18 protein-coding genes are annotated in these 18,635 nt (G+C 64.4%); 11 read left to right on the forward strand and 7 right to left on the reverse strand.

Features of this window, described 5'->3' with window-relative positions; genetic code table 11:
* Positions 1 to 83 precede the first annotated feature (83 nt).
* Positions 84 to 1,436, forward strand: a complete 1,353-nt coding sequence (locus tag ABD999_RS39140; protein ID WP_271277699.1) for an MFS transporter — start codon at positions 84 to 86, stop codon at positions 1,434 to 1,436.
* Between the two features lie 17 nt (positions 1,437 to 1,453).
* Here the strand turns inward: ABD999_RS39140 and ABD999_RS39145 are convergent, their stop codons facing one another.
* A complete protein-coding gene (locus tag ABD999_RS39145) occupies positions 1,454 to 2,080 on the reverse strand; it encodes a VOC family protein (protein ID WP_271277700.1) in 627 nt (208 codons plus the stop codon).
* Positions 2,081 to 2,188: 108 nt separating this feature from the next.
* Positions 2,189 to 2,506, reverse strand: a complete 318-nt coding sequence (locus ABD999_RS39150; protein ID WP_148036511.1) for a hypothetical protein — start codon at positions 2,504 to 2,506, stop codon at positions 2,189 to 2,191.
* Between the two features lie 288 nt (positions 2,507 to 2,794).
* Between ABD999_RS39150 and ABD999_RS39155 the strand changes: the two genes are divergently transcribed.
* Positions 2,795 to 3,253: a hypothetical protein gene (locus tag ABD999_RS39155; protein ID WP_148036510.1), complete on the forward strand. Its 459-nt coding sequence runs from the start codon at positions 2,795 to 2,797 to the stop codon at positions 3,251 to 3,253.
* Positions 3,254 to 3,458: 205 nt separating this feature from the next.
* Here the strand turns inward: ABD999_RS39155 and ABD999_RS39160 are convergent, their stop codons facing one another.
* Positions 3,459 to 3,779, reverse strand: a complete 321-nt coding sequence (locus ABD999_RS39160; protein WP_148036509.1) for a GYD domain-containing protein — start codon at positions 3,777 to 3,779, stop codon at positions 3,459 to 3,461.
* 331 nt (positions 3,780 to 4,110) lie between these two features.
* Between ABD999_RS39160 and ABD999_RS39165 the strand changes: the two genes are divergently transcribed.
* From ABD999_RS39165 to ABD999_RS39175, 3 genes are all read left to right on the forward strand, one after another.
* On the forward strand, positions 4,111 to 4,479 hold the full coding sequence (locus ABD999_RS39165; RefSeq protein WP_271277701.1) for a nuclear transport factor 2 family protein: 369 nt from the start codon (positions 4,111 to 4,113) through the stop codon (positions 4,477 to 4,479).
* 164 nt (positions 4,480 to 4,643) lie between these two features.
* Positions 4,644 to 5,141 (forward strand): hypothetical protein, encoded by a 498-nt coding sequence (locus ABD999_RS39170; protein ID WP_271277702.1) that lies wholly within the window; start codon positions 4,644 to 4,646, stop codon positions 5,139 to 5,141.
* Positions 5,142 to 5,300: 159 nt separating this feature from the next.
* Complete coding sequence (locus tag ABD999_RS39175; protein ID WP_271277703.1) at positions 5,301 to 6,224, forward strand: slipin family protein; 924 nt, start codon at positions 5,301 to 5,303, stop codon at positions 6,222 to 6,224.
* Between the two features lie 57 nt (positions 6,225 to 6,281).
* On the opposite strand, the gene ABD999_RS39180 is transcribed toward ABD999_RS39175, so the two are convergent.
* Both ABD999_RS39180 and ABD999_RS39185 read right to left on the reverse strand, forming a co-directional pair.
* A complete protein-coding gene (locus tag ABD999_RS39180) occupies positions 6,282 to 6,926 on the reverse strand; it encodes an NADPH-dependent F420 reductase (protein ID WP_271277704.1) in 645 nt (214 codons plus the stop codon).
* Positions 6,923 to 7,645 (reverse strand): MBL fold metallo-hydrolase, encoded by a 723-nt coding sequence (locus tag ABD999_RS39185; RefSeq protein WP_271277705.1) that lies wholly within the window; start codon positions 7,643 to 7,645, stop codon positions 6,923 to 6,925. The genes ABD999_RS39180 and ABD999_RS39185 overlap by 4 nt, the downstream gene beginning before the upstream one ends.
* Positions 7,646 to 7,756: 111 nt before the next feature.
* On the opposite strand from ABD999_RS39185, the gene ABD999_RS39190 reads away from it, so the two are divergent.
* From ABD999_RS39190 to ABD999_RS39205, 4 genes are all read left to right on the forward strand, one after another.
* Positions 7,757 to 8,083, forward strand: a complete 327-nt coding sequence (locus ABD999_RS39190) for a winged helix-turn-helix transcriptional regulator (protein WP_148036503.1) — start codon at positions 7,757 to 7,759, stop codon at positions 8,081 to 8,083.
* 141 nt (positions 8,084 to 8,224) lie between these two features.
* Positions 8,225 to 9,787 (forward strand): PP2C family protein-serine/threonine phosphatase, encoded by a 1,563-nt coding sequence (locus ABD999_RS39195; RefSeq protein ID WP_271277706.1) that lies wholly within the window; start codon positions 8,225 to 8,227, stop codon positions 9,785 to 9,787.
* Complete coding sequence (locus tag ABD999_RS39200; protein ID WP_271277707.1) at positions 9,784 to 10,887, forward strand: cobalamin B12-binding domain-containing protein; 1,104 nt, start codon at positions 9,784 to 9,786, stop codon at positions 10,885 to 10,887. Before ABD999_RS39195 ends, ABD999_RS39200 begins: the two co-directional genes overlap by 4 nt.
* A gap of 278 nt (positions 10,888 to 11,165) precedes the next feature.
* Positions 11,166 to 11,507, forward strand: a complete 342-nt coding sequence (locus ABD999_RS39205) for a DUF1540 domain-containing protein (protein ID WP_271277708.1) — start codon at positions 11,166 to 11,168, stop codon at positions 11,505 to 11,507.
* A gap of 701 nt (positions 11,508 to 12,208) precedes the next feature.
* Here ABD999_RS39205 and ABD999_RS39210 read toward each other — a convergent pair.
* Positions 12,209 to 12,718, reverse strand: a complete 510-nt coding sequence (locus ABD999_RS39210) for a hypothetical protein (protein WP_271277709.1) — start codon at positions 12,716 to 12,718, stop codon at positions 12,209 to 12,211.
* A gap of 894 nt (positions 12,719 to 13,612) precedes the next feature.
* On the opposite strand from ABD999_RS39210, the gene ABD999_RS39215 reads away from it, so the two are divergent.
* Together ABD999_RS39215 and ABD999_RS39220 are read left to right on the forward strand one after the other, a co-directional pair.
* The gene (locus tag ABD999_RS39215) at positions 13,613 to 14,452 is read left to right on the forward strand and encodes a Hachiman antiphage defense system protein HamA (protein WP_271277226.1); all 840 of its coding nucleotides are present in this window, start codon (positions 13,613 to 13,615) and stop codon (positions 14,450 to 14,452) included.
* Positions 14,449 to 17,565 carry a DEAD/DEAH box helicase gene (locus tag ABD999_RS39220; protein WP_271277227.1) on the forward strand — a complete coding sequence of 1,039 codons (3,117 nt, stop codon included), beginning with the start codon at positions 14,449 to 14,451 and terminating at the stop codon, positions 17,563 to 17,565. Before ABD999_RS39215 ends, ABD999_RS39220 begins: the two co-directional genes overlap by 4 nt.
* A gap of 159 nt (positions 17,566 to 17,724) precedes the next feature.
* Here ABD999_RS39220 and ABD999_RS44095 read toward each other — a convergent pair whose 3' ends face one another.
* A complete protein-coding gene (locus ABD999_RS44095; RefSeq protein ID WP_486348714.1) occupies positions 17,725 to 18,465 on the reverse strand; it encodes an NsdA family TPR-like regulatory protein in 741 nt (246 codons plus the stop codon).
* Positions 18,466 to 18,635: the final 170 nt, after the last annotated feature.

Genomic DNA, 18,635 nt, shown 5'->3' on the forward strand with positions numbered 1-18,635 from the left:
GTGATGTACGACACTCCTCCTAGAACACTGTTTTAGAACCGTGTTCTGGCGCTTTCGGCGCCCGGAGCCGCGGAGGAGAAGTCATGGTCAAGGCCGTCGCCCGCGAACGCCGCAGACTCGGATCCCCGCCGCCCGGCGGCATCAGCCCGACCGATCCCAACCCCTTCGGGTGGGGGCCGTTCATCGTCCTGTTCGTCGTCGGCATGGTCGATCGCATCGAAGCGAACCTGCTGTCCGGCGTACTGCCTCTGGTCCAGGCCGAATGGGGCTTCAGCGACACCGCGGCGGGATCCATCCCCACCGCCGCGGCGCTGGCCGCCACCCTCGTCGCCCTGCCCGCCGGCTACCTCGCCGACCGCTACAACCGCACCAGGATCCTGGGGATCGTGGTGCTCTGCTGGGCTCTGGCCACCCTCGGCACCGGCCTGGCCGCCGGGTTCGCCGTCTTCTACCTCATGCGGGTCCTGCTCGCCGCCGCCGAGAACATCGACAACCCCGCCGTCAGCAGCCTGCTCGCCGACTTCTACCCCGCCGCGACCCGCATGCAGGTGTACGGCTGGACCCGGATGACCTCCTACCTCGGCGGCGTCGGCACCCTGCTGGGCGGCGTCATCGGGCAGGCGTTCGGCTGGCGGGCGGCCTTCGTGCTGATGGCGATCCCCGGCGCGCTGACCGCCCTCCTCGTCTGGCGCCTGCGCGAGCCGGAACGCGGCCAGATCGACAAGATCATGGCCGCCGCGCCCGTACCCCGGCAGGACCCGGCACCACCGCGGGAAGCCGAGGCGAAACTGCTCTTCTGGCCCCAGCTCCGCCAGGTCCTGGCCACCCGCACCCTCGTCCTCGTCTCCGTCGGCGTGAGCATCCTCACCCTCGGCCTCGGCGGCGTCTACTACTGGCTGCCTTCCCTGATGGTCCGCGTCCTCGGCATGCAGACCGGCGTCGCCAGCAGCATCAGCGGCGGCGTCACCATCGTGGGCGTGCTGGCCGGCACCCTGATCGGCACCCACTTCGGGAAGCGGGTGCACGGCCGCGTCAAGGGCGGCCGGCTGCTCATCGGCGGCTCCGGCATCACCGTGGGCTCGGCTCTCCTCGGCGTCGCCCTGCTGATGAACTCGCCGGTGGCCATGGTGACCCTCATCCTGCTGGCCGTCACGATCTCCGCCACCGCCATCCCCACCTGCACGGCCTGCATCGCCGACGTGGTGGCGGCCAGGTCGCGCGGCGTCGGCTTCGCCGTCCTACAGCTGCTCCTGACGATCGGCGTCGCCTTCGGTCCGCTGATCATCGGCATGACCTCCGACGCCACTGGCTCCCTCCTGATGGCCATGTACGCGCTGATCGTGCCCATGATCCTGGGCGGCCTGGTGGTGCTGGCCGCCCGCGCCCCGTACGAGCGAGAGGCCGCCCGCGTCCTCGACGACGCCCGCCACTCCTGACCACCCCGTGTCTCTGGTCACTTTCCGTGGCGAGCGGGAGCCGCCTCCCAGACGAAGCCGTCCGGGTCGGTGAAGGGCCCGGCGTCGCCGCCGATGGCGAGCCGGTGCGATCCGGTGCCCTCGGGAGCGACGCCGGCGACCTTCGCCAGGGCACGCCTCTTGTAGAGCGACAGTGTGACGGGACTCGACGGGGTGGCGAGCTCGACGTACTTGCGGCCGTAGCTCTTCGCCACGGAGAAACCGCGGTCGACGTAGAACTTCTTGCTCGCGGCCACGTCTTCCACTCCCAGTTGGAGCACGATCTCGTCGATCTGCGTGGAGGCCGGGCCGGTGTCCTTCTTCGACGAGGAGGCGACCGTCCAGATCGCCCCGCCCGGGTCCTGGACGACACCGCCATACCCCCACAGCGACTTCGCGGCCGGCTTCAACGCCGTGGCACCGACGTCGACGGCGGCATCGATGAGACCGTTGACGGTGGCCGGCTGGGACACGACGAGCGACAGCGTGAATCCGCGGAAGCCGGTCGTCGGCGCCTCCGAGGCCCGCAGACGCAACCAAGCGTCCGAACCGGGAACAGTGGTGGTGAACCGGGTGGCCGCCGTGGGGTCGGCAACCTCTAGGGTGACGAATTCGATGGAAGCCATAGCAGTCACGCTAGACGCGGCCCGGTGATCCCCACTTCTCGAATCCTGATCGGTCTGGTCATGCCGGCTCCGGCCCACAGCGGGGACCGGCGCCGCGGCGCTCGCGGGTCAGCGTGGACGGCCGAGAGCGGCCTCGGCCAGATCGGTCCACTTATCGGCCGAGGAGTGAGGCACGACCACCCAGTCCTTCACCACCCTGCCCTGCCCCGTCGGATCGAACAGGGACGCCCCGGCCAACTGGAGCGCGGCCGCGTGCTCGGGGGTGTCCCTGACCAGCCGGAACACCATCGCGCCGTCACGCTGCAGGCTCGCGAACACCTTCCCCGCCTGGTCCTTGAGCGCGGGACGCCCCATCATCCTGGAGATCCCCACACCCAGATCAGCCAGCTCCGCGCCGACCTGCTGGAAATCCTCTTCCGCGCTCATCGTCAGTAGGCCCCGGAACTCCCTCGTGACGCGATCGTCTCGACCCCGCCTCCTGCAGCACGGCGATCATGCTAATCGTCCCGGCAGCACCGATCAAGGCCGGGCGCAAGGCGCCGGCTCGGCGATCCGCGCGTCCACATGACCACTACCAGCTCAGATCCCCACCATGATCACGATGGGTCACTGAAGTACTGGCCGGTCGTTCGCTCAACAGGCGCTCCACAGATTCTCAACATCGGCCTGGCTACCTTCGCGGTGTCCAGTACGACGAGCACCAAGGAGAACCCGATGCGAACGCTCAACACGATGGTCCTCGGTGCGGCGGTCGCCGCCGCGGCTCTGACCGCGGGCGCCCCCGCGCAGGCCGCCGTCCAGACCAGCGCCCAGACCTCCCCCACCACCGTCACCCCGGCCGCCGCGGCGACCGGCTCGACGGCGATGTCCTGCCGTGAGGTGCGTGTGTACCGTCCGGAGATGCGCAAGGGACACGTGGCCGCGACCGGCTGGTCGAGAGGCTGCTCCCGCAACCAGCGCACCAAGATCATGCTTCAGCGCAAGCGCTGGTACGGCTGGCAGAACATCTCCAGCGCCTCCTGGTACGGGGCCGGCAAGAAGACGTTGTACAAGGGCTGCAAGCGGGGAACCGTCTTCACCTACCGCCTGCAGGGCCAGGTCAGCTACTACGCAGGAAGCAAGTACGTCGTCCGCAACGGCTGGAGCCCCAAGATGCGCGCGAAGTGCCCGTGACGCGCTCCGATGACCACCCAGTACTCCAGTGACTGATCTCGAGGCGTTGGGGTCGCGTGGAGACGGCCACCGCGTGATCATCCGGAGTTCGCGGACGCGCGGTGGCCGCGAGCGCAGGCCCTGACGGCTGGATGGTCATCGTCGACGAGCCGGCCTTCCACCGCTGCCACGCGCCAGGCCGGCCTGAATCGCAATCACCCGACTGTCACGCGCCAGGAGCCCGGTACGCCACCTCCATCCGCGTCGCGTCGTCGATCTCCTCCGTCGTCAGCAGGACGGTCGTCTTCGTCCGTACGGCCCCGGTCGCCGATATCGTGAGCCCCACAGCGGCCGAAGCCGCATTGTTCGGCAGGTCGAGAACCACATACGTGTCCGTCTCCCCGAACGCGAAATACATCTGCTCGACCCGGCCACCGACGCTTTCCGCCATGCGCTCCACCGCCTGCCGACGCCCGGTGCCGCCGTCTCGCAACACTCCTTTGAGGCCGTCTGCGGTGTAAGTCGCCTGAATCAGGTACTTGGGCATGGTCGAGTCCCTCTTCTCGTGCCGCCACCCTGCACTGGGGCGGCCATCGCGGTCACGGGATCGAAGTTCTCGGCTTCAGATGACGGTAATCCCACCCTCTGTACTGGTTTTCCCCTGTCGCAGCCTTACGCCGCCGAAGCCTGCAGCTGCGAAGATCCCTAGCTTATGAGGCGACAAATGACCGTAGTGGTTCTCCTGACGGCCGCATCCACCGCGGGTCCGCCCGTACGGGACGATGCCGTGATCACGCCCGCCACTCACACGCCTCGCTGACCTGATCATCCAGGAGCCGGGGTGCCCCGCCGGAGACGTTGCCCGTAAGGTCCTTGGCATGGTCGACCAGCGGACGGATCCCGTGGAAGCTGCTGTGACCGGAGAGCTCCGGCTTCTCGATCCGACCGTGAGATCGTCGGCGAATCTCATGGCCGAACTCCTGCATCCGGAGTTCAAGGAGGTCGGCGCGTCCGGCCGTCTCTGGAGCCGATCCGAGATCATCGCCAGCCTGGCTGGGAGTACTCGGGAATCCGACGAGCCCATTCGAGTGAGTGACATGACAGGGCTGCTTCTTGCCCCTGGCGTGGTCCACCTGACCTATGTCTCCGACAACGGCGGACGGCGTGCCCGCCGGAGTTCGGTGTGGCGCTGGACTGACGCGGGCTGGCGGCTCTACTTCCACCAAGGGACCCTGAGTTCTGACTGAACCGCTCAGGACTGGGAGACGGGCCGCAGGCGCCGGCGCACCCGAGCAAGGGCGGCTTCGTCACAGACATACGCGCCGTCCATACTGTGCCCGCCGCGCTGGACGAACTCGGTCGAGAGTGTTCGAAAAGAGGCGGACGAGTCATGCTGACAGGTGTCGAGGGCGTGAGCAGACTCTGGAGCAGGCAGATGATCAACGAGACGCCGTACCTGCGGCTTCAGGCAGACTACGTCGGCCGGTTGGGGGTCGAGGTCGGCATCTTCGTCGCCGTCGACCACCTGCGACGCAAGAACTTGCTCACGCCGGAGGAGGAAGAGCTCTACTTCGACATCGACGACTGGTTCCGCGAGCACCTACCCGAGCCGCCTTTCTACGCGGACGGAAACACCATCGGCGCGATCACCTGGTTCAAACACGCCACCACAGGCGCGATGCTCGCCCGTCTCAGGCCGCTGCGGGACCTCCTGTCGGTGCACGACGTGCGATGCGACCTCGTACGGGCGAGCGATCCAGGCAAGCTCGTCTACGAGGACCAGTACCAGGTCGGCGTGATTCCCAGGATCCGGAAACGCCCCTCACCGCTGCCGCCCGGCGTCACACTCGGACCGACCACCTCGGGTTCCAAACGGCACCTCGCCCGCCGTCCACCCGAACCCAGATGACGCGCCGGATCTGGTCTCGGCGATCTCGGCCATGTCGAAGGACTCCTCGGTGAGACGGCGTCCACGCGGCCGCGCCGAAGCCGCTGACCAGGTCTTGACGCCTGCCTTACCGACGCGGGCGGATGCCCGGATCTAACCTTGAGCTGGAAGGGGCATGCCATGATCACCACTATCGTGATCGGGCTGATCGCCATCCTCGTAGCTTTGCTGGTGGTCAGCGTCCGAGTCGTCAACCAAGTCGAGCGAGGCGTGGTCTTCCGCTTCGGCAAGGCTCAGCAGGAGATCCGCCCGCCAGGGCTCACCTTCCTCATCCCGGTCGTGGATCGGATGAAGAAAGTGAATATCCAGATCGTCACGATGCCGGTGCCCACGCAGGAAGGCATCACCCGTGACAACGTCTCCGTCCAGGTCGACGCCGTCGCGTACTTCCGGGTCGAGGAGCCGATGCGGGCGGCCATCGCGGTGCAGAACTACCTGTTCGCGATCGAGCAGGTGGCCCAGACGTCACTGCGCTCGATCATCGGCAAGAGCGATCTGGACGACCTGCTCTCCAACCGCGAGGAGCTGAACAAGGGCTTGGCGCTGATGATCGACAGCCCCGCGCTCGGCTGGGGCATCCACATCGACCGCGTCGAGATCAAGGATGTCCATCTTCCCGAGGGCATGAAGCGATCCATCGCCCGCCAGGCCGAGGCCGAGCGGGAGCGCAGGGCCCGTGTGATCACCGCGGACGGAGAGTTCCAGGCCGCGCAGCGGCTCGCCGACGCCTCGGCCATCATGAACGAGGCCCCCGGCGCGCTCCAGCTGCGCCTGCTGCAGACCATGGTGGAAGTGGCGGCCGAGAAGACCTCCACGCTGGTCATGCCGGTGCCCGTGGAGCTCCTGCGCTTCTTCGAACGCTCCGCGAACAGCGCCCCGGTCCCGGAGACCACGGAGCAGCCCGCCAGTTCCTCAGAGGAGGAGCCCGAAAGGCAGCCGGCCGTGACGAACTCCGCCACGCCCGAACTGGCCCCGTCAGGGCGCTCCTTCGACCGGTCCGCCGCGGAATCGGCCATGAAGAACGGCGCCTCGCGTACTCCATAGACCATCAGCCTCTCCAGGACCGGATGGGACGGTGTGCCGGCGCAGGGGTCCGCTCCGTCAGCGGAGGATCGCGAAGTTGAAGTCCGAGGTCCGCAGGGTGCCGCTGAGGGATATCCAGAGCAGCACGAGGGGCTCGACGCAGCGGGCGGCAGCCAGGCCGCCGAGGTCGAGGATCTGCCGATCGGCCCACCCGAACGACTTCAGCAGATCCGCGACTTGCGCCCTGGCGGCCTGGTCGTCCCCGCACACGAACACGTTGTGCGGTCCCGGGACCTGCGCCGGATCAGTCATCAGTGTGTTGTGCATCGTGTTGAGCGTCTTGACGATGCGGGTGCGGGGGAAGGCTTGCTGCAGTTGTTCGGCGACGCTTCCAGCCGCGGGCACGACCAGCCGGGGCGGGAAGCCCTGCGAGAAGTCCAGCGGGTTGGACACGTCCACCACGATCTTGCCGTCGAGGTTGGCGGTCCCCGCGGCCTTCAGGGCGGCGAGTGCCACGAGCCCTCCGGTGGCGTTGACGACGAGCTCGCCGTGGGTGGCCGCGCCGGCGAAGGTCTCGTGGTGCCCTTGATGCTCGCGCGCCCACGCGGCGGCGACCGGATTGTCCGCCGTACGGGAGCCGAGCGTCACCTCGTGGCCGAGACCGGAGAGCCTGGAGGCGAGCCGGCGGCCGACGTCTCCGGTGCCCAGGACCCCGATCTTCACTGCTGCGTCCCTGGTGCCGGTTCACGGTGCTCGGCGGCCAGCTCCGCGGCGACGGCGTCGGCGCCCAGCCCGACCAGCCAGTCCAGCCGCGCGTCGGGGGAAAAACGCGTCATGGTCCGCGTGAGCTCATGCTTGTCGTCGTCAGTGAGGCTGGAAGCTCCTCGGGCGAGCCGTTCGATCGTCTCGCGGTACATCATCAGGTACCGGCGTTGCGCGTCCAGCATGGAGGCATCGCCGGACGGCCCATGACCGGGCAACAGCGGCACCCCGCGGAGGTCGCGAGCGATCCGATCGAGGGCGGCCAGCCAGTGCACGGTCACCCGCAGGCCACCGACGTCGACGCCGTCGCCGGTGGCGAGCAGATGCTCAGGCACCCGGTAGCGGTCGGGCCACTGGTCGCCGTACACGGGCCGCCATTGCTCCCGCTTGGCGTCGGCGCTCTGCTCGATCTCCTTCGCGACTGCCGCGGTGGCGTACACGGGGACGGTTTCGGGCACGACGTACGGCAGCCCGTTGAAGTGGTCGGGGTGTGGATGGGTCACGAAGGCGGCCAGCAGCGGCTTGCGCAGCGCGGCGAGGCGGGCGGCCAGGGCCTCGGCGTCGGCCACCAGCAGGTTCGCGTCGATCAGCACTACGCCGTCGTCCGTCTCCAGCAGGTAGCTGTTGGCGAAGATCCCTGGCTCCGCGGCGGTGTAGACATGACACTGGAAGTCCGTCATCGGCGGCGTCTCTCTTCCTTGGGTTCGCGGTGCTGTCGAACGTAAGGGCTGGGACGCCCGTCTCCCAGAAGGCACTTTGAAGTGCCCTTACCACTCCCGCCGGAGGCGCCCGTGGACCTGACGATCCCTGACGTGCTGGAGGAGTCCTGTGCCACCCGCCAGGCGTTGGAGCGGCTGGCGGCCAAGTGGCGGATCCTGCTGATCTACGCCCTGATGGACGGCCCGCAGCGGCCTGCCCGCCTGCGCCACCGCCTGCCCGGCATCACGCAGAAGGTGCTGACCGAGACGCTGCGCGGCATGGAGGCGGACGGGCTCATCACCCGTGACGTCCACAAGGAGACCGTTCCGCAGCACGTCGAGTACGCCCTCACCGATCTCGGCAGGTCCCTGCAGGAACCCCTCGCGGCCATCTGCGCCTGGGCCGCCGAGCACGCCTGACAGTCGGCGAAGACGACCCGGGCTACGCGGCGCGTCCTGCGGCGAAAAATGACACAACATCAATTGTCCGGCGAGAAAGCCATGTACATCCCGGCAGTACGGTTGAGGTTTGACAGCGATCGCGCACGAGGCAGGATCGGCATGCTCGGGGAGGACTCGCCGTACCCACTGGTGGTGACCGGCGTCTCAGGCGCCGTCGAACAGGCGAACGAGGCGGCCCGGTCACTGTTCCACGACGGGCCGGCCTGGCTCGCCGAAGCCCAACGCGGGCTCTCGGCTCGACTGACGACGGGCCGGGAGGGCCTGGCGTGCGCGCCCGTCCGCGGACCGATCGGTGAGCGAGTGTTCGAGGCCCATCCCGTGTGGGCCGACGGCGGCCACGTCACCTGGTTGCTGATCGACGTCACCGGACAGCAGCAGGCCATGGAGACCTTGCAGGCCGAGCGCGAATCCGTCTTGTCCATGGTGCAGGCCGCCACCGAGTTGTTGTCCACCCTGAACCTCGACCGCTGCCTGGAGACCACCGCGCGGCTGGCGGTGCGGCATCTCGCCGAGTCCGCGCTGGTCGTCATGCCGCTGGGAAGCCGCCAGTACGAGCTCGCCTTCTGCACTTCGGAGGGCGAGGCCGGACGCGAAAGCGTGGACCTCGACCCGCGGACGATCCCGGGGCTCAACGAGGCGTTGCAGGGGTTCCCGCCGGTGCCCGCCCGCTGGATCGACCCCGCCCTGGTGCCCGGCCGGGTGCTCCCCGGCCGGCGGCGCGGGATCCGTTCCGCGGCCGTGATCTCGCTGCCCGGACACGGCATGCCCGTAGGCGCGCTCGTCCTGCTGCGCCATACGACCGGGTTCTCCCCCCGCGAGGAGATGTTCGCCCGGCTGTTCGCCGCGCGGGCCGGCACCGCGATCTCCATCGCCCGCCTGTACTCCGACCAGGTGGCCATCACCGAACTGCTGATGGCCGGCCTGCTGCCGCCGGTGATACCGCAGCTGGACGGCATCGAAGTGGCGGCCCGCTATCGGGCGGCAGGCGGCAGCTCGCGGATCGGCGGGGATTTCTACGACGTGTACCCGGCCGTCGGCTCGGGGCGGCACTCCCTGGTGGTGCTGGGCGACGTCTCCGGCAAGGGGCTGGAGGCCGCCGTCCTCACCGGGAAGATCCGTGACACGCTGCGCGCCCTGCTGCCGCTGGCCGATGACCACCAGCAGGTGCTGGAGCGGCTAAACGACGTGCTGCTCGCCGGCGAGAGTCTCCGCTACGTCACGCTCGTGCTGGCCGGCGTCGAGCGCCGCGGCACGCGAGTCGCCTTGCGGCTGACCAGCGCCGGACATCCGCCGCCGATGATCGTGCGCGACGACGGCCGGGTGGACGTCACCACAGCCCATGGCACGGCGATCGGTCTCCTGGACGAGGTCACCAGCTCCACCGAGACGGTGCTCCTGCAGCCCGGGGAGAAGTGCCTGCTCTATAGCGACGGCGTCATCGAAGCCAGAGGCGGGCCGCTCGGCGACGAGTGGTTCGGCGACGAACGGTTGCGCGAGGAACTGCGGCGGAGCGTCGGCGTGCCGACGGACACCCTGGCGGAACACGTGCAGATGCTCGCGTTGCAATGGGCGGGCGACCGTGAGCACGACGACATAGCGATCGTCGCCATCGGCGCCCCAGGTGAGGCACCCCCTGCGGCGACCGGAGGACCGGGGGCGTGAAGGACGACATGGAGCAGTACGTCGAGGCGCTGCGGGCGGCGGCGACGGCCGGCGACGAGTACGCCGCGGTAAAGGTGGCGCAGGACGCGCACGACGCCGGTGTCTCCTTGGAGCGCCTCCTCCTCGACGTCGTCGCCGTCGCGCAGGCACGCATCGGCGAGGAGTGGGCGGCCAACCGCCTCACCGTCGCCCAGGAGCACATGGCGACCGCCGTCAACGAGGGCGTGCTCGCCGTCCTCGCCAACACGATCGACACGACGGACCACGGTTCCGCGCCGCTCAAGTGGCGGCTCTGCGTGGCGTGCGTCGAGGGCGAGTGGCACACCTTCCCCGCCCGGTTGCTGACCGAGGTGCTGCGGCTGCGCGGCTGGATGGTCGACTACCTGGGAGCCCATGTGCCGACCCGGCACCTGATCGTGCACCTGCACAGGACGGCCCCGGACATGGTCGCGCTTTCCAGCTCGATCGCCACCCGCCTGCCCGCTGCGCACTCCGCGATCAGCGCGTGCCAGGCGGCCGGCACGCCCGTGCTCGTGGGCGGCGCCGCCTTCGGCCCCGACGGCCGTTACGCCCGCCTGCTAGGAGCCGACGCCTGGACGCCCGACGCCCGTGCCGCCGCTGACCTGCTCGACGCCGGGCCGCTGCCCCGGAGGCACGCGCCCGGCCTGAGCGCCGAGCGGCGACCGCATCTCGCCTCCCATGAGTACGCCCTGTTCACCGACCGCAAGCCAGACCTGGTCAGAGGCGCCCTGGAAGAGCTGAGCCGGCGCGTTCCCGAGACCGGGCCCCGGCCTGCGGAACCGCCCGTCCTCACCGCGGAGGACGTGGCGTTCACCGTCGATTTCCTGGGCACCGCCGTGTACGTGAACGATCCCGAGCTGTTCGTCTCCTACACGAGGTGGCTGGCATGGACGCTCACCCAGCGCGACGCGCCGCCGCGCGCACTGACCGCCGTACTTGACGCCCTGGGCGCCCGCCTCACGGGCCTCCCGCACGCCCTCGACACCCTGGCCCGGGGGCGTGAGGCGACGGCGGGCTCTCAGCAGGCGGGCGAGTCTTCAGAAGGTGAAATCCCTCCCCGCGAAGATGGACAGAGGTAATAAACAGGTAGTGAGGGTGGGGAAGGAGACATGGCGCAGGTCGGCTGCTGTACTTCCCGGCTGTACCGTGCGCATTTCCTTGGGTGGCCCGAAGCACACCCAGCCACCAAGATCCTTTGTACGTACGGTGATGGGCCGCGGCCTACGGTCGCCTTCGATGACACCTGGCTGCGTACCCCAGAAACGCTAGAAAAGGCCGCGAAGCCATCGCAAACGGCAAAACTTCACCCTGCTTCATGACGACTCAGAGTGGGCTCACCGGAGCTGGGGCAGCATCTGTGAGCGGTTTCGACAAGCCGCTCACCGGCGCCACTTTAACGTCCCGGAGGATCCCGATGAAGATGCCTGTAGTGAACGAATGCGATGTGGATGCGTGCGCCTACAACACCGACCGCAGGTGTCATGCACTGGCCATCACCGTAGGTGATATCCGCCATGCCCATTGCGACACCTTCTTCCGCACTTCCGCCAAGGGCGGCGATCCCACCACCGTGGGCCACGTCGGCGCATGCAAGATGTCCGACTGCCGGCACAACGTCCAGTTCGAGTGCCAGGCTCCCAACATCACGGTCGGCTATGTGGAGAACACCGCGGACTGTCTCACCTATTCGCCCGCCTGAGGCCGCGGCACGGCAGAAACGAATCGCCGGGTGAGCGAACCGCGATGTCGAACACCTCGTCGTGCACACGATCGCTCGATCCAACCGGATGGAGCACGCGAGGGGCTCGGGGGTCGTACTCCCGACCAGCACAAAGGCCTGTGAAGTTGACCGGAGGTCAACGAGCAGGGCTCCCCGAGCGGGTGACGGGAATCGAACTCGCGCTATCAGCTTGGGAACTCTTACACGATCACGGCGCCTGAGCAGGGGAAACGCTGAGCTGGGCGGATGCCTGTCGAATACCCGTGATTCCCAATCCGATCCAGAACGTCGTACGTGACGACTCGGTGGCCAGCCGGCACCTGGCGTTTTCGCACGACGCGCGCATCTCGCCCGACTGATCATCCCGTCCGCCGTCGAACCTGCCGGGCATCTTGATCACGTGCCCTACCCGTGCCCCGAACCACAGTGAATCACGGGGAATCGCAGAGAGATGCGGGCAGGCATGAGAGAGGCCCCCGACCCGGCGTACATCCTGGTCAGGGGCCTTTTCCCGCTGTGGCAGGTGCAAGGTTCGAACTTGCGTGGACTGAGCCGACGGTTTTACAGCTCGTGACCGTTGCGAATCATGCACGTCCTTCTACCTGCGGCGGAGCCTCCGAGGTACACCCTCATGCTCTTGATCATTACACGTATATTGCACAGGCGCCCGGCCACGAGCCTCAGGTGGCGGCATCGTTCAAATGAGCGATCCACTCCCCCTGCTTGACGACGACCGGCGGGGACGGCTGTGCGGGCCACATCTGCAGGTAGTGCTGGTTGTCATCGAAATCCGGCCGCTCCCCGAGCGTGCTGCGTACGTGGTAGCGCAGCCGGTAGATGCCCGGACCAGCTGGCAGCAGGGGAAGGCGGCGCATCGCCGTATCGTCCCAATCCATGCACCATCCGACCAGGGAGACTTCGCCGGTCGCCGACATGAAGTCGATCTCCACGATCTCCTCGTACCCGTCGAGATCAGCGCCCGGATCCTGATCGGCAATGGTCACCGTGAAGGGAATGCCGTCGCCGTGCTGATACACGATCGACAGCTCAGCCATGGCCTTCCACACCGTGACGAGCGCGACAGACCACACAACATCGCCCGCGTCGTCTCCGTCCCAGTCCATCAGTAAGACAGCGCTGCAATCCTCGACGTCTACTTCCAGCCGGACGGTCTCCACATTGGGGCTCACGAGTGTTGAGCGTAGAGCCCACCACCGACCAATAGAGCGCGCCCTCACGAGCGGGGAACGATCTGCTCGATAGTGGGACATGACAGACAGGCAACCGTACGGCTCAGCCGGCTCCTCGACGGGTGCGGCGTTGGAGGCCACAAGCGGGATGCCGCTCCCGCACCACACGCGGCGATCCGCCACGCTCCTCGGTGAGCCAGGGTGAGGAACGAACCCTGGATCGTCGATCGCCCCCAGCCACGCGCCATGGCCAGCCACGCTGTGGCGATCGTCAGGGATGTACCTGTGCGGCGGCGCGGCAACCCCGCGCTGACGGTTCGGTCCGTGCGGCGCGGCAGGTGTGCGGCGGGCGGCCCGGAGTCCCGCGCCGGCCGGGACCGGCCCCCAGGCCGCACGCCCGGACGGCGGGCGGGCGCAGGGCCGGGGCGCGGCGGCGCGCCGCGCCGCCGCCTTGATACCCATGAGAACAATTCGGCAGACCGGGGACCAGGCAGGGGCTCAACTATCCCTCGGGACTGCACAGGGGCTCAGCCAGTCCCGCCGCTGATCAGAAGCGCCGCGCAACACACGAGGGATCGCTATCCGATCCCGACGAGAGACCTTGATCATAACGAATCGGGCACGTTGACCCATGCCCTATAGACCGGCAATCGATAGAAACATACGTTCTACTACTAGAGTACCTTCACATATTCTCCCCGCAATTCCAATGCCAGATTCGAACATGCGAGGTGATGTTGACGCTGCTCCACAGGGGCCAAGCTGTCCCTTATTCGCCTTTTTAGGCATTCCATAATAGGTTATACATCTACATGCCGGAACTAACGCATTTACTTCTATGAATCAAGAACTGTACGATCACCGCGACCCCTTGCTTGTTTGCGTGGAGGCGCGGTGGCCCTACCCGGATTTTCCCTTGCCTATGAGGTATGGGAGGGAAACCACCACTACTCCATATTTGACGTCGACGCCGATGTGGCCCTGGACCTCTTCGCGGAGACGGTCCGTCAGTTCTATGTCGAACCAGACAAGCTCCGCGACACTCTCACCGGCGCGATGGTCGGCCTCGACGACATAGTCGATCTACGAGACATTGAGGCTCTCGTGAACGAGGTAGCAGAGGCATCCATCCCACGGGCTAGGCAGAATCCGACTAGGCCACATCTCGACATGGCTCGCAACGAGACAGCCGAAGTGCTGGCCCATCTAGTCGTCGAGCGGATCCACGGGAGTTCAGTCGTGGCAAGCCGGATACGCAACAAGGAGATCCCAGGACAGCCCACACGTGGGATGGACCTTTTGGCACTTGCCAGATCAGACAAGCAGGAACTCAGCCTTGTCTGTAGTGAGGTGAAAGCCTCCAATGCTGCTTCTTCGCCGCCAGCAGTGGTAGAGCAAGGGGACGACTGCCTCAAGAATCAGCTGAAAAAAATCATCAGCGACCACACTCGTATCTTGCAAGAACTTAATTGGGCAATCAAGCATGCGGACGACCAAGACAAGCCTATGGTCGCAAAAGCGATACTGCTATGGGGCTGCCACAAACTTCCCCTAATTGTCCTGCCGGTTTTGATGCGAACTAAAGAAACCGGGAAAGAAACCGATTTCGGCACTTTTAGGACCAATCCGCGGGAACTAGCACCAGCTGCCATAAAGTTCTGCATTGCAAAGATTTCCATTCCTATTGAGGAATTTGCCAACCTGGTATACACTAGAGCTAGGGAGGCGGGATGAATGTCGCGCAGATTCGCGAGATGCTTGCAGAATTGCAGCTCGACGCAGTCATCGAGTCTTCCAGAACAAAGTACTTTCAGGATGCCCTCCAAGAATTGCTAGACCAGCCACAGATGCTCGATTCGCAAGAAGCCGATTTATCTTCGTTGGCTGCGGCAATTGAGCGTCTAGCTCTAGAGGTGGACGACAGCGAAGAGGCCCGTGCGAGTCTTTTCGACGGCGCTTTCCTGTGCCGGAGACTCGACGATTTGTCGCAAATAGACGAACGGAAGCGAGTTCTTCACTATTTCTACCTCTCAGTCGACGCTCTTCTTGCCGGCCGTAGAGCAGAGCTAAGAATGCTGCTCCAAGATGATCAACAGCTCTACGATCTGGACTTTACAAGACTCTCGTCAGACTGGCTGGATGAGCTCCTATTGAGGGTGGCACATAGCTTTATTTTGTTGTGCAGAAAAGATGGTGGCTGGGCGGATGTGCAAGCTGCCGTCAGCGAAATCGAGGCATTGCGTCATCTCCAGCGAGAGAAGCGCGATGCGATGCTGCAGAGAGCTAGAAATGACCAGAGTGTATCTGGTCTTTTGATTACACGATTCAACCTTGCGAAGATTGTCGATCTTTCCGCAAGATACACCATCAATGGCGAACCAGCTGACGCCCTCCTGCAGATTGATCGCCATATCTCTAATATCACTGAGATTCTGGATCTTCAACCGGAGCCAGAGGTTTCGCACTTCGCGGATCTACTCACCGCTGGAGCGCGCCAACTCGTTCGAAGTAGTGTCTGGTTCAATACACGAAGGCTCGGTGCGCGAATTCGAGACTTCGTAAATGCGCTAACAGATACGGCGCGAAACGCTCCTCTATTGGAGTTGTGGCCGAGCCAACGAACTGCTCTTGGATCGAGCCTGCTAGATCCGGCAAAGCGAGCAATTGTCGTCGAGATGCCTACGTCAGCCGGCAAGACCCTTATCGCAGAGTTTTCGATCGTTCAAGCCCTTGCACTAAACCCAGGCAGCCGAGTCGCGTACGTTGTCCCAACTCGAGCTCTAATCAATCAGATAGTAATTCGGCTGCGTTCTGACATATCGGCGCTCGGGTATTCCGTTGAAGCAGCAGTTCCCGTTTTTGAGCTTGATCCTACCGAGGATAGGTTGCTACGACGCGATATAGACGTACTTGTGGTAACCCCAGAAAAGCTCGATCTACTGATCAGATCCGATCATCCCGTAGCGAGGGGCCTGGCTCTTGTAGTTGTAGATGAGGCGCACAATATTGCCGATGGTCCACGTGGTGCACGCCTCGAATTGTTGCTTAGTACTCTAAAGAGGGAGCGTGCTGACGCGAGATTCCTTCTTCTGACCCCCTTCGTACCAAATGGAGCCATGCTGGCATCATGGCTAGGTGACGATGCCGATGGAACAATCCGGGTTGCGTGGCGCCCAAGTGAGCGGATAGCCGCAGCAAGTATCTGGAAGAAGCCCAGAGGCAAACCTAGCCGGCTAGTACTACAAACACTTCCGAGCGCAGGAAATGTAGATCTTACCGAAGAGATCGAATTGGATTTGGGACCTGCTGGAGTTCATCAAAGCAAGTCGAAGGCAGCGATTACTGTTTCTACGGCGTTGCGGCTTGCTCGTCGCGGCGGTGTTCTGGTTCTCGCCCGCGGCCGAAGCACATCAGAAACACGTGCTGCTGAGATTGCCGACTACATGCCCGAGCGCCCACTTTCGGAGTTCGCCGAATCTGTTGTTCGCTATGTGCAGAGTGAGTTGGGATCACAACATGAACTAGCACGGCTGATTCAGAAAGGCGTGGCATATCACCATGCCGGTCTATCACACGATCTCCGGTACCTCATTGAACTTCTTATCGACAGAGAAGATGTCCGTGTAGTGTGCGGGACCAGCACACTTGCACAGGGCGTTAATTTCCCAATCGGAAGTGTAATCGTAGAAACAATTTCGAAATACCAGGGCAGACCTGCCGGCTGGACGCCGATGTCTTACTCGGAGTTTTGGAACATTGCAGGCCGCGCTGGACGCGCTCTGAGGGATCGGCTAGGCCTCGTTCTATTTCCTGCCGCCGATAATAAGGGGATCGATGATGCTCGAAAGTTTCTGCGCGGGGAAGCGGCAGAGCTAGCGAGCGTTCTCCTTTCAGCCCTCGGCGATATGTCGTCAGTAGCTTCCGAGCTCAATATGGGCTTCGTCCGGAACAATCGCGAGCTCGCCGTTTTTCTTCAGTATCTCACTCATGCGATAAGAGTGGCAGGCATTGATTCCTCTGCGGCCGAGCTTGAGGATATGTTGCGCTCCAGTCTTGTTTATCATCAAGCTCGCGAAGCGAATAGCACTGCCGCCGAACGCCTAGTGCGACTTACGCGTCGATTCGTCGAGCAATTGCAGGGCCGCCAACCTGGTTATCTATCCCTTGCCGACGGTACCGGATTCAGCCTTTACTCGGTTGACTACCTTTATGCCAAACAGCAAAACGAACATCCCGAGTTCCGAGACGCAGAATTTTGGACTACTCGCAACCTATTCGCATCGGATCCATCGTCGCTCACCTCCGTGATATCAGTGTTGGGAGATGTTCCGGAGCTTTCTCTGGGAGAGGGAGACAGTGGCGTCTTTGATCCTCGCAGAGTAGCGGGTATTGTGCGCGATTGGGTTTCCGGCGCAACTGTAGTCGATATAGCAGATAAATGGTTTACGCACGTCTCGGATGCTACGAAGCGACGCAGGGAAGCCGGACATTATCTATATTCGCGTTTGATTAGCCAAATTCCATGGGGCTTGGGCGCGCTGCAAAAGTTGTCCCTCGGCGGCGCGAGTGATGTTGGAGATGTCGCCCACATTCCTTCCTTGATCTTCTACGGTGTGCCCACTCGGGAGGCGGCTACTCTTCGTATGGTGGGAGTTCCTCGAGCTGCTGCACAGGGATTGACTGAGGAGCTGCGCGATATTCCGGCATCTGGAACCTTCGAGCAATTGCGTAGTTGGGTATCACAGCGTGAAGCGAGCGATTGGGATGCCGCTCTAGGGTCAGATAGTGTGGTAACCGGCGCTGACTGCAAGGCAATCTGGTCCCAGCTGTCTGGCGTTGGTGTATGACACGTTACTGCTTTCTTTACTATTGGCTCATCTTAAATGGCCAACGAACCACCGGAAGCACGTGTCACATGTAAACTGCTGCAGAATCTATACGGTTTACTGAGATGACTGTAAGATCGCGCGGCGAGCACAGGTGGTGCAGTCTTCGATATCTCGTACCTAATCGAGCAGGTCTGGTCGACGGTTCGCTAGAGCACTCCGCGCAGCTACAAACCGCTCGTGGAATTCTACGGCGAGCGCTTCTCGACGGTAGCGCTGCCGAAGTACACGGTCGAGGTCGCCAGCGCGGTTGACCAAATCGGTGAGGGATCTACGGTCGATGTCGAAAGCGGCCATACCGTGGTCTACGGCTGCGTCGAGGTCGCCGCGCCGGGCGTGAACGATGCCGAGATCTATGTGTGCGTCGGCTACTCGCATGGGCGCGTTGGACGTACCGTCCGGGCGGGTGTGCATCTGGATAGTTTCGCGGGCGTGTTCTTCGGCGCGGTCGTCGTCGGCGAGCCAGGTGTAGCAGGTGGCGGCATAGAACACCCACTTGGAGTGGTCAAACACGAAGTGGTGGTCTGGGTGTTCTGGCATTGGAAGGCTGCCGAGCACGTCGGCTCCGCGGGTTAGGGCACGGTCGGCCTCACGGCGGTCGCCGATACGGGCCAGGCCGCGCGCCTCTTGCAGGTTGAGTTGGACCATAGCACTGCTTGTGCCGGCTACGGACTGGCCCATGCGGGCGGCCGTCACGACGTCTTCGTAGCGGCCTTCGACGAGGGCGAACCACGCTGACATCTCGTGTGCCCATCCCATGAGTTCCCCGTGCCCTACTTGGCGGCCCATTTCGAAGGCGGTACGCCGGGCGGTTTCGGCCTCTTCCCTCTCCCCTAGGTCGTAGTGGACGCATCCCAGCAGGGCGGTGAGCCAGCCTGAACCGCGCCGGGTTTCGTGGAGACTCTGGTGTGTCCCGGTTTGAGTGGAGTTGGGTTACTGGATTCTTGTGCCACTTGATGAGAGGAAAGTGGCATGGGACGACGGGGCTATCCGCCGGAGTTCCGGCGCAAGGTGCTGGATCTGCTCGAGGC

Origin of the sequence: Nonomuraea ferruginea (assembly GCF_039540635.1) — a bacterium.
Taxonomy (GTDB): domain Bacteria; phylum Actinomycetota; class Actinomycetes; order Streptosporangiales; family Streptosporangiaceae; genus Nonomuraea; species Nonomuraea ferruginea.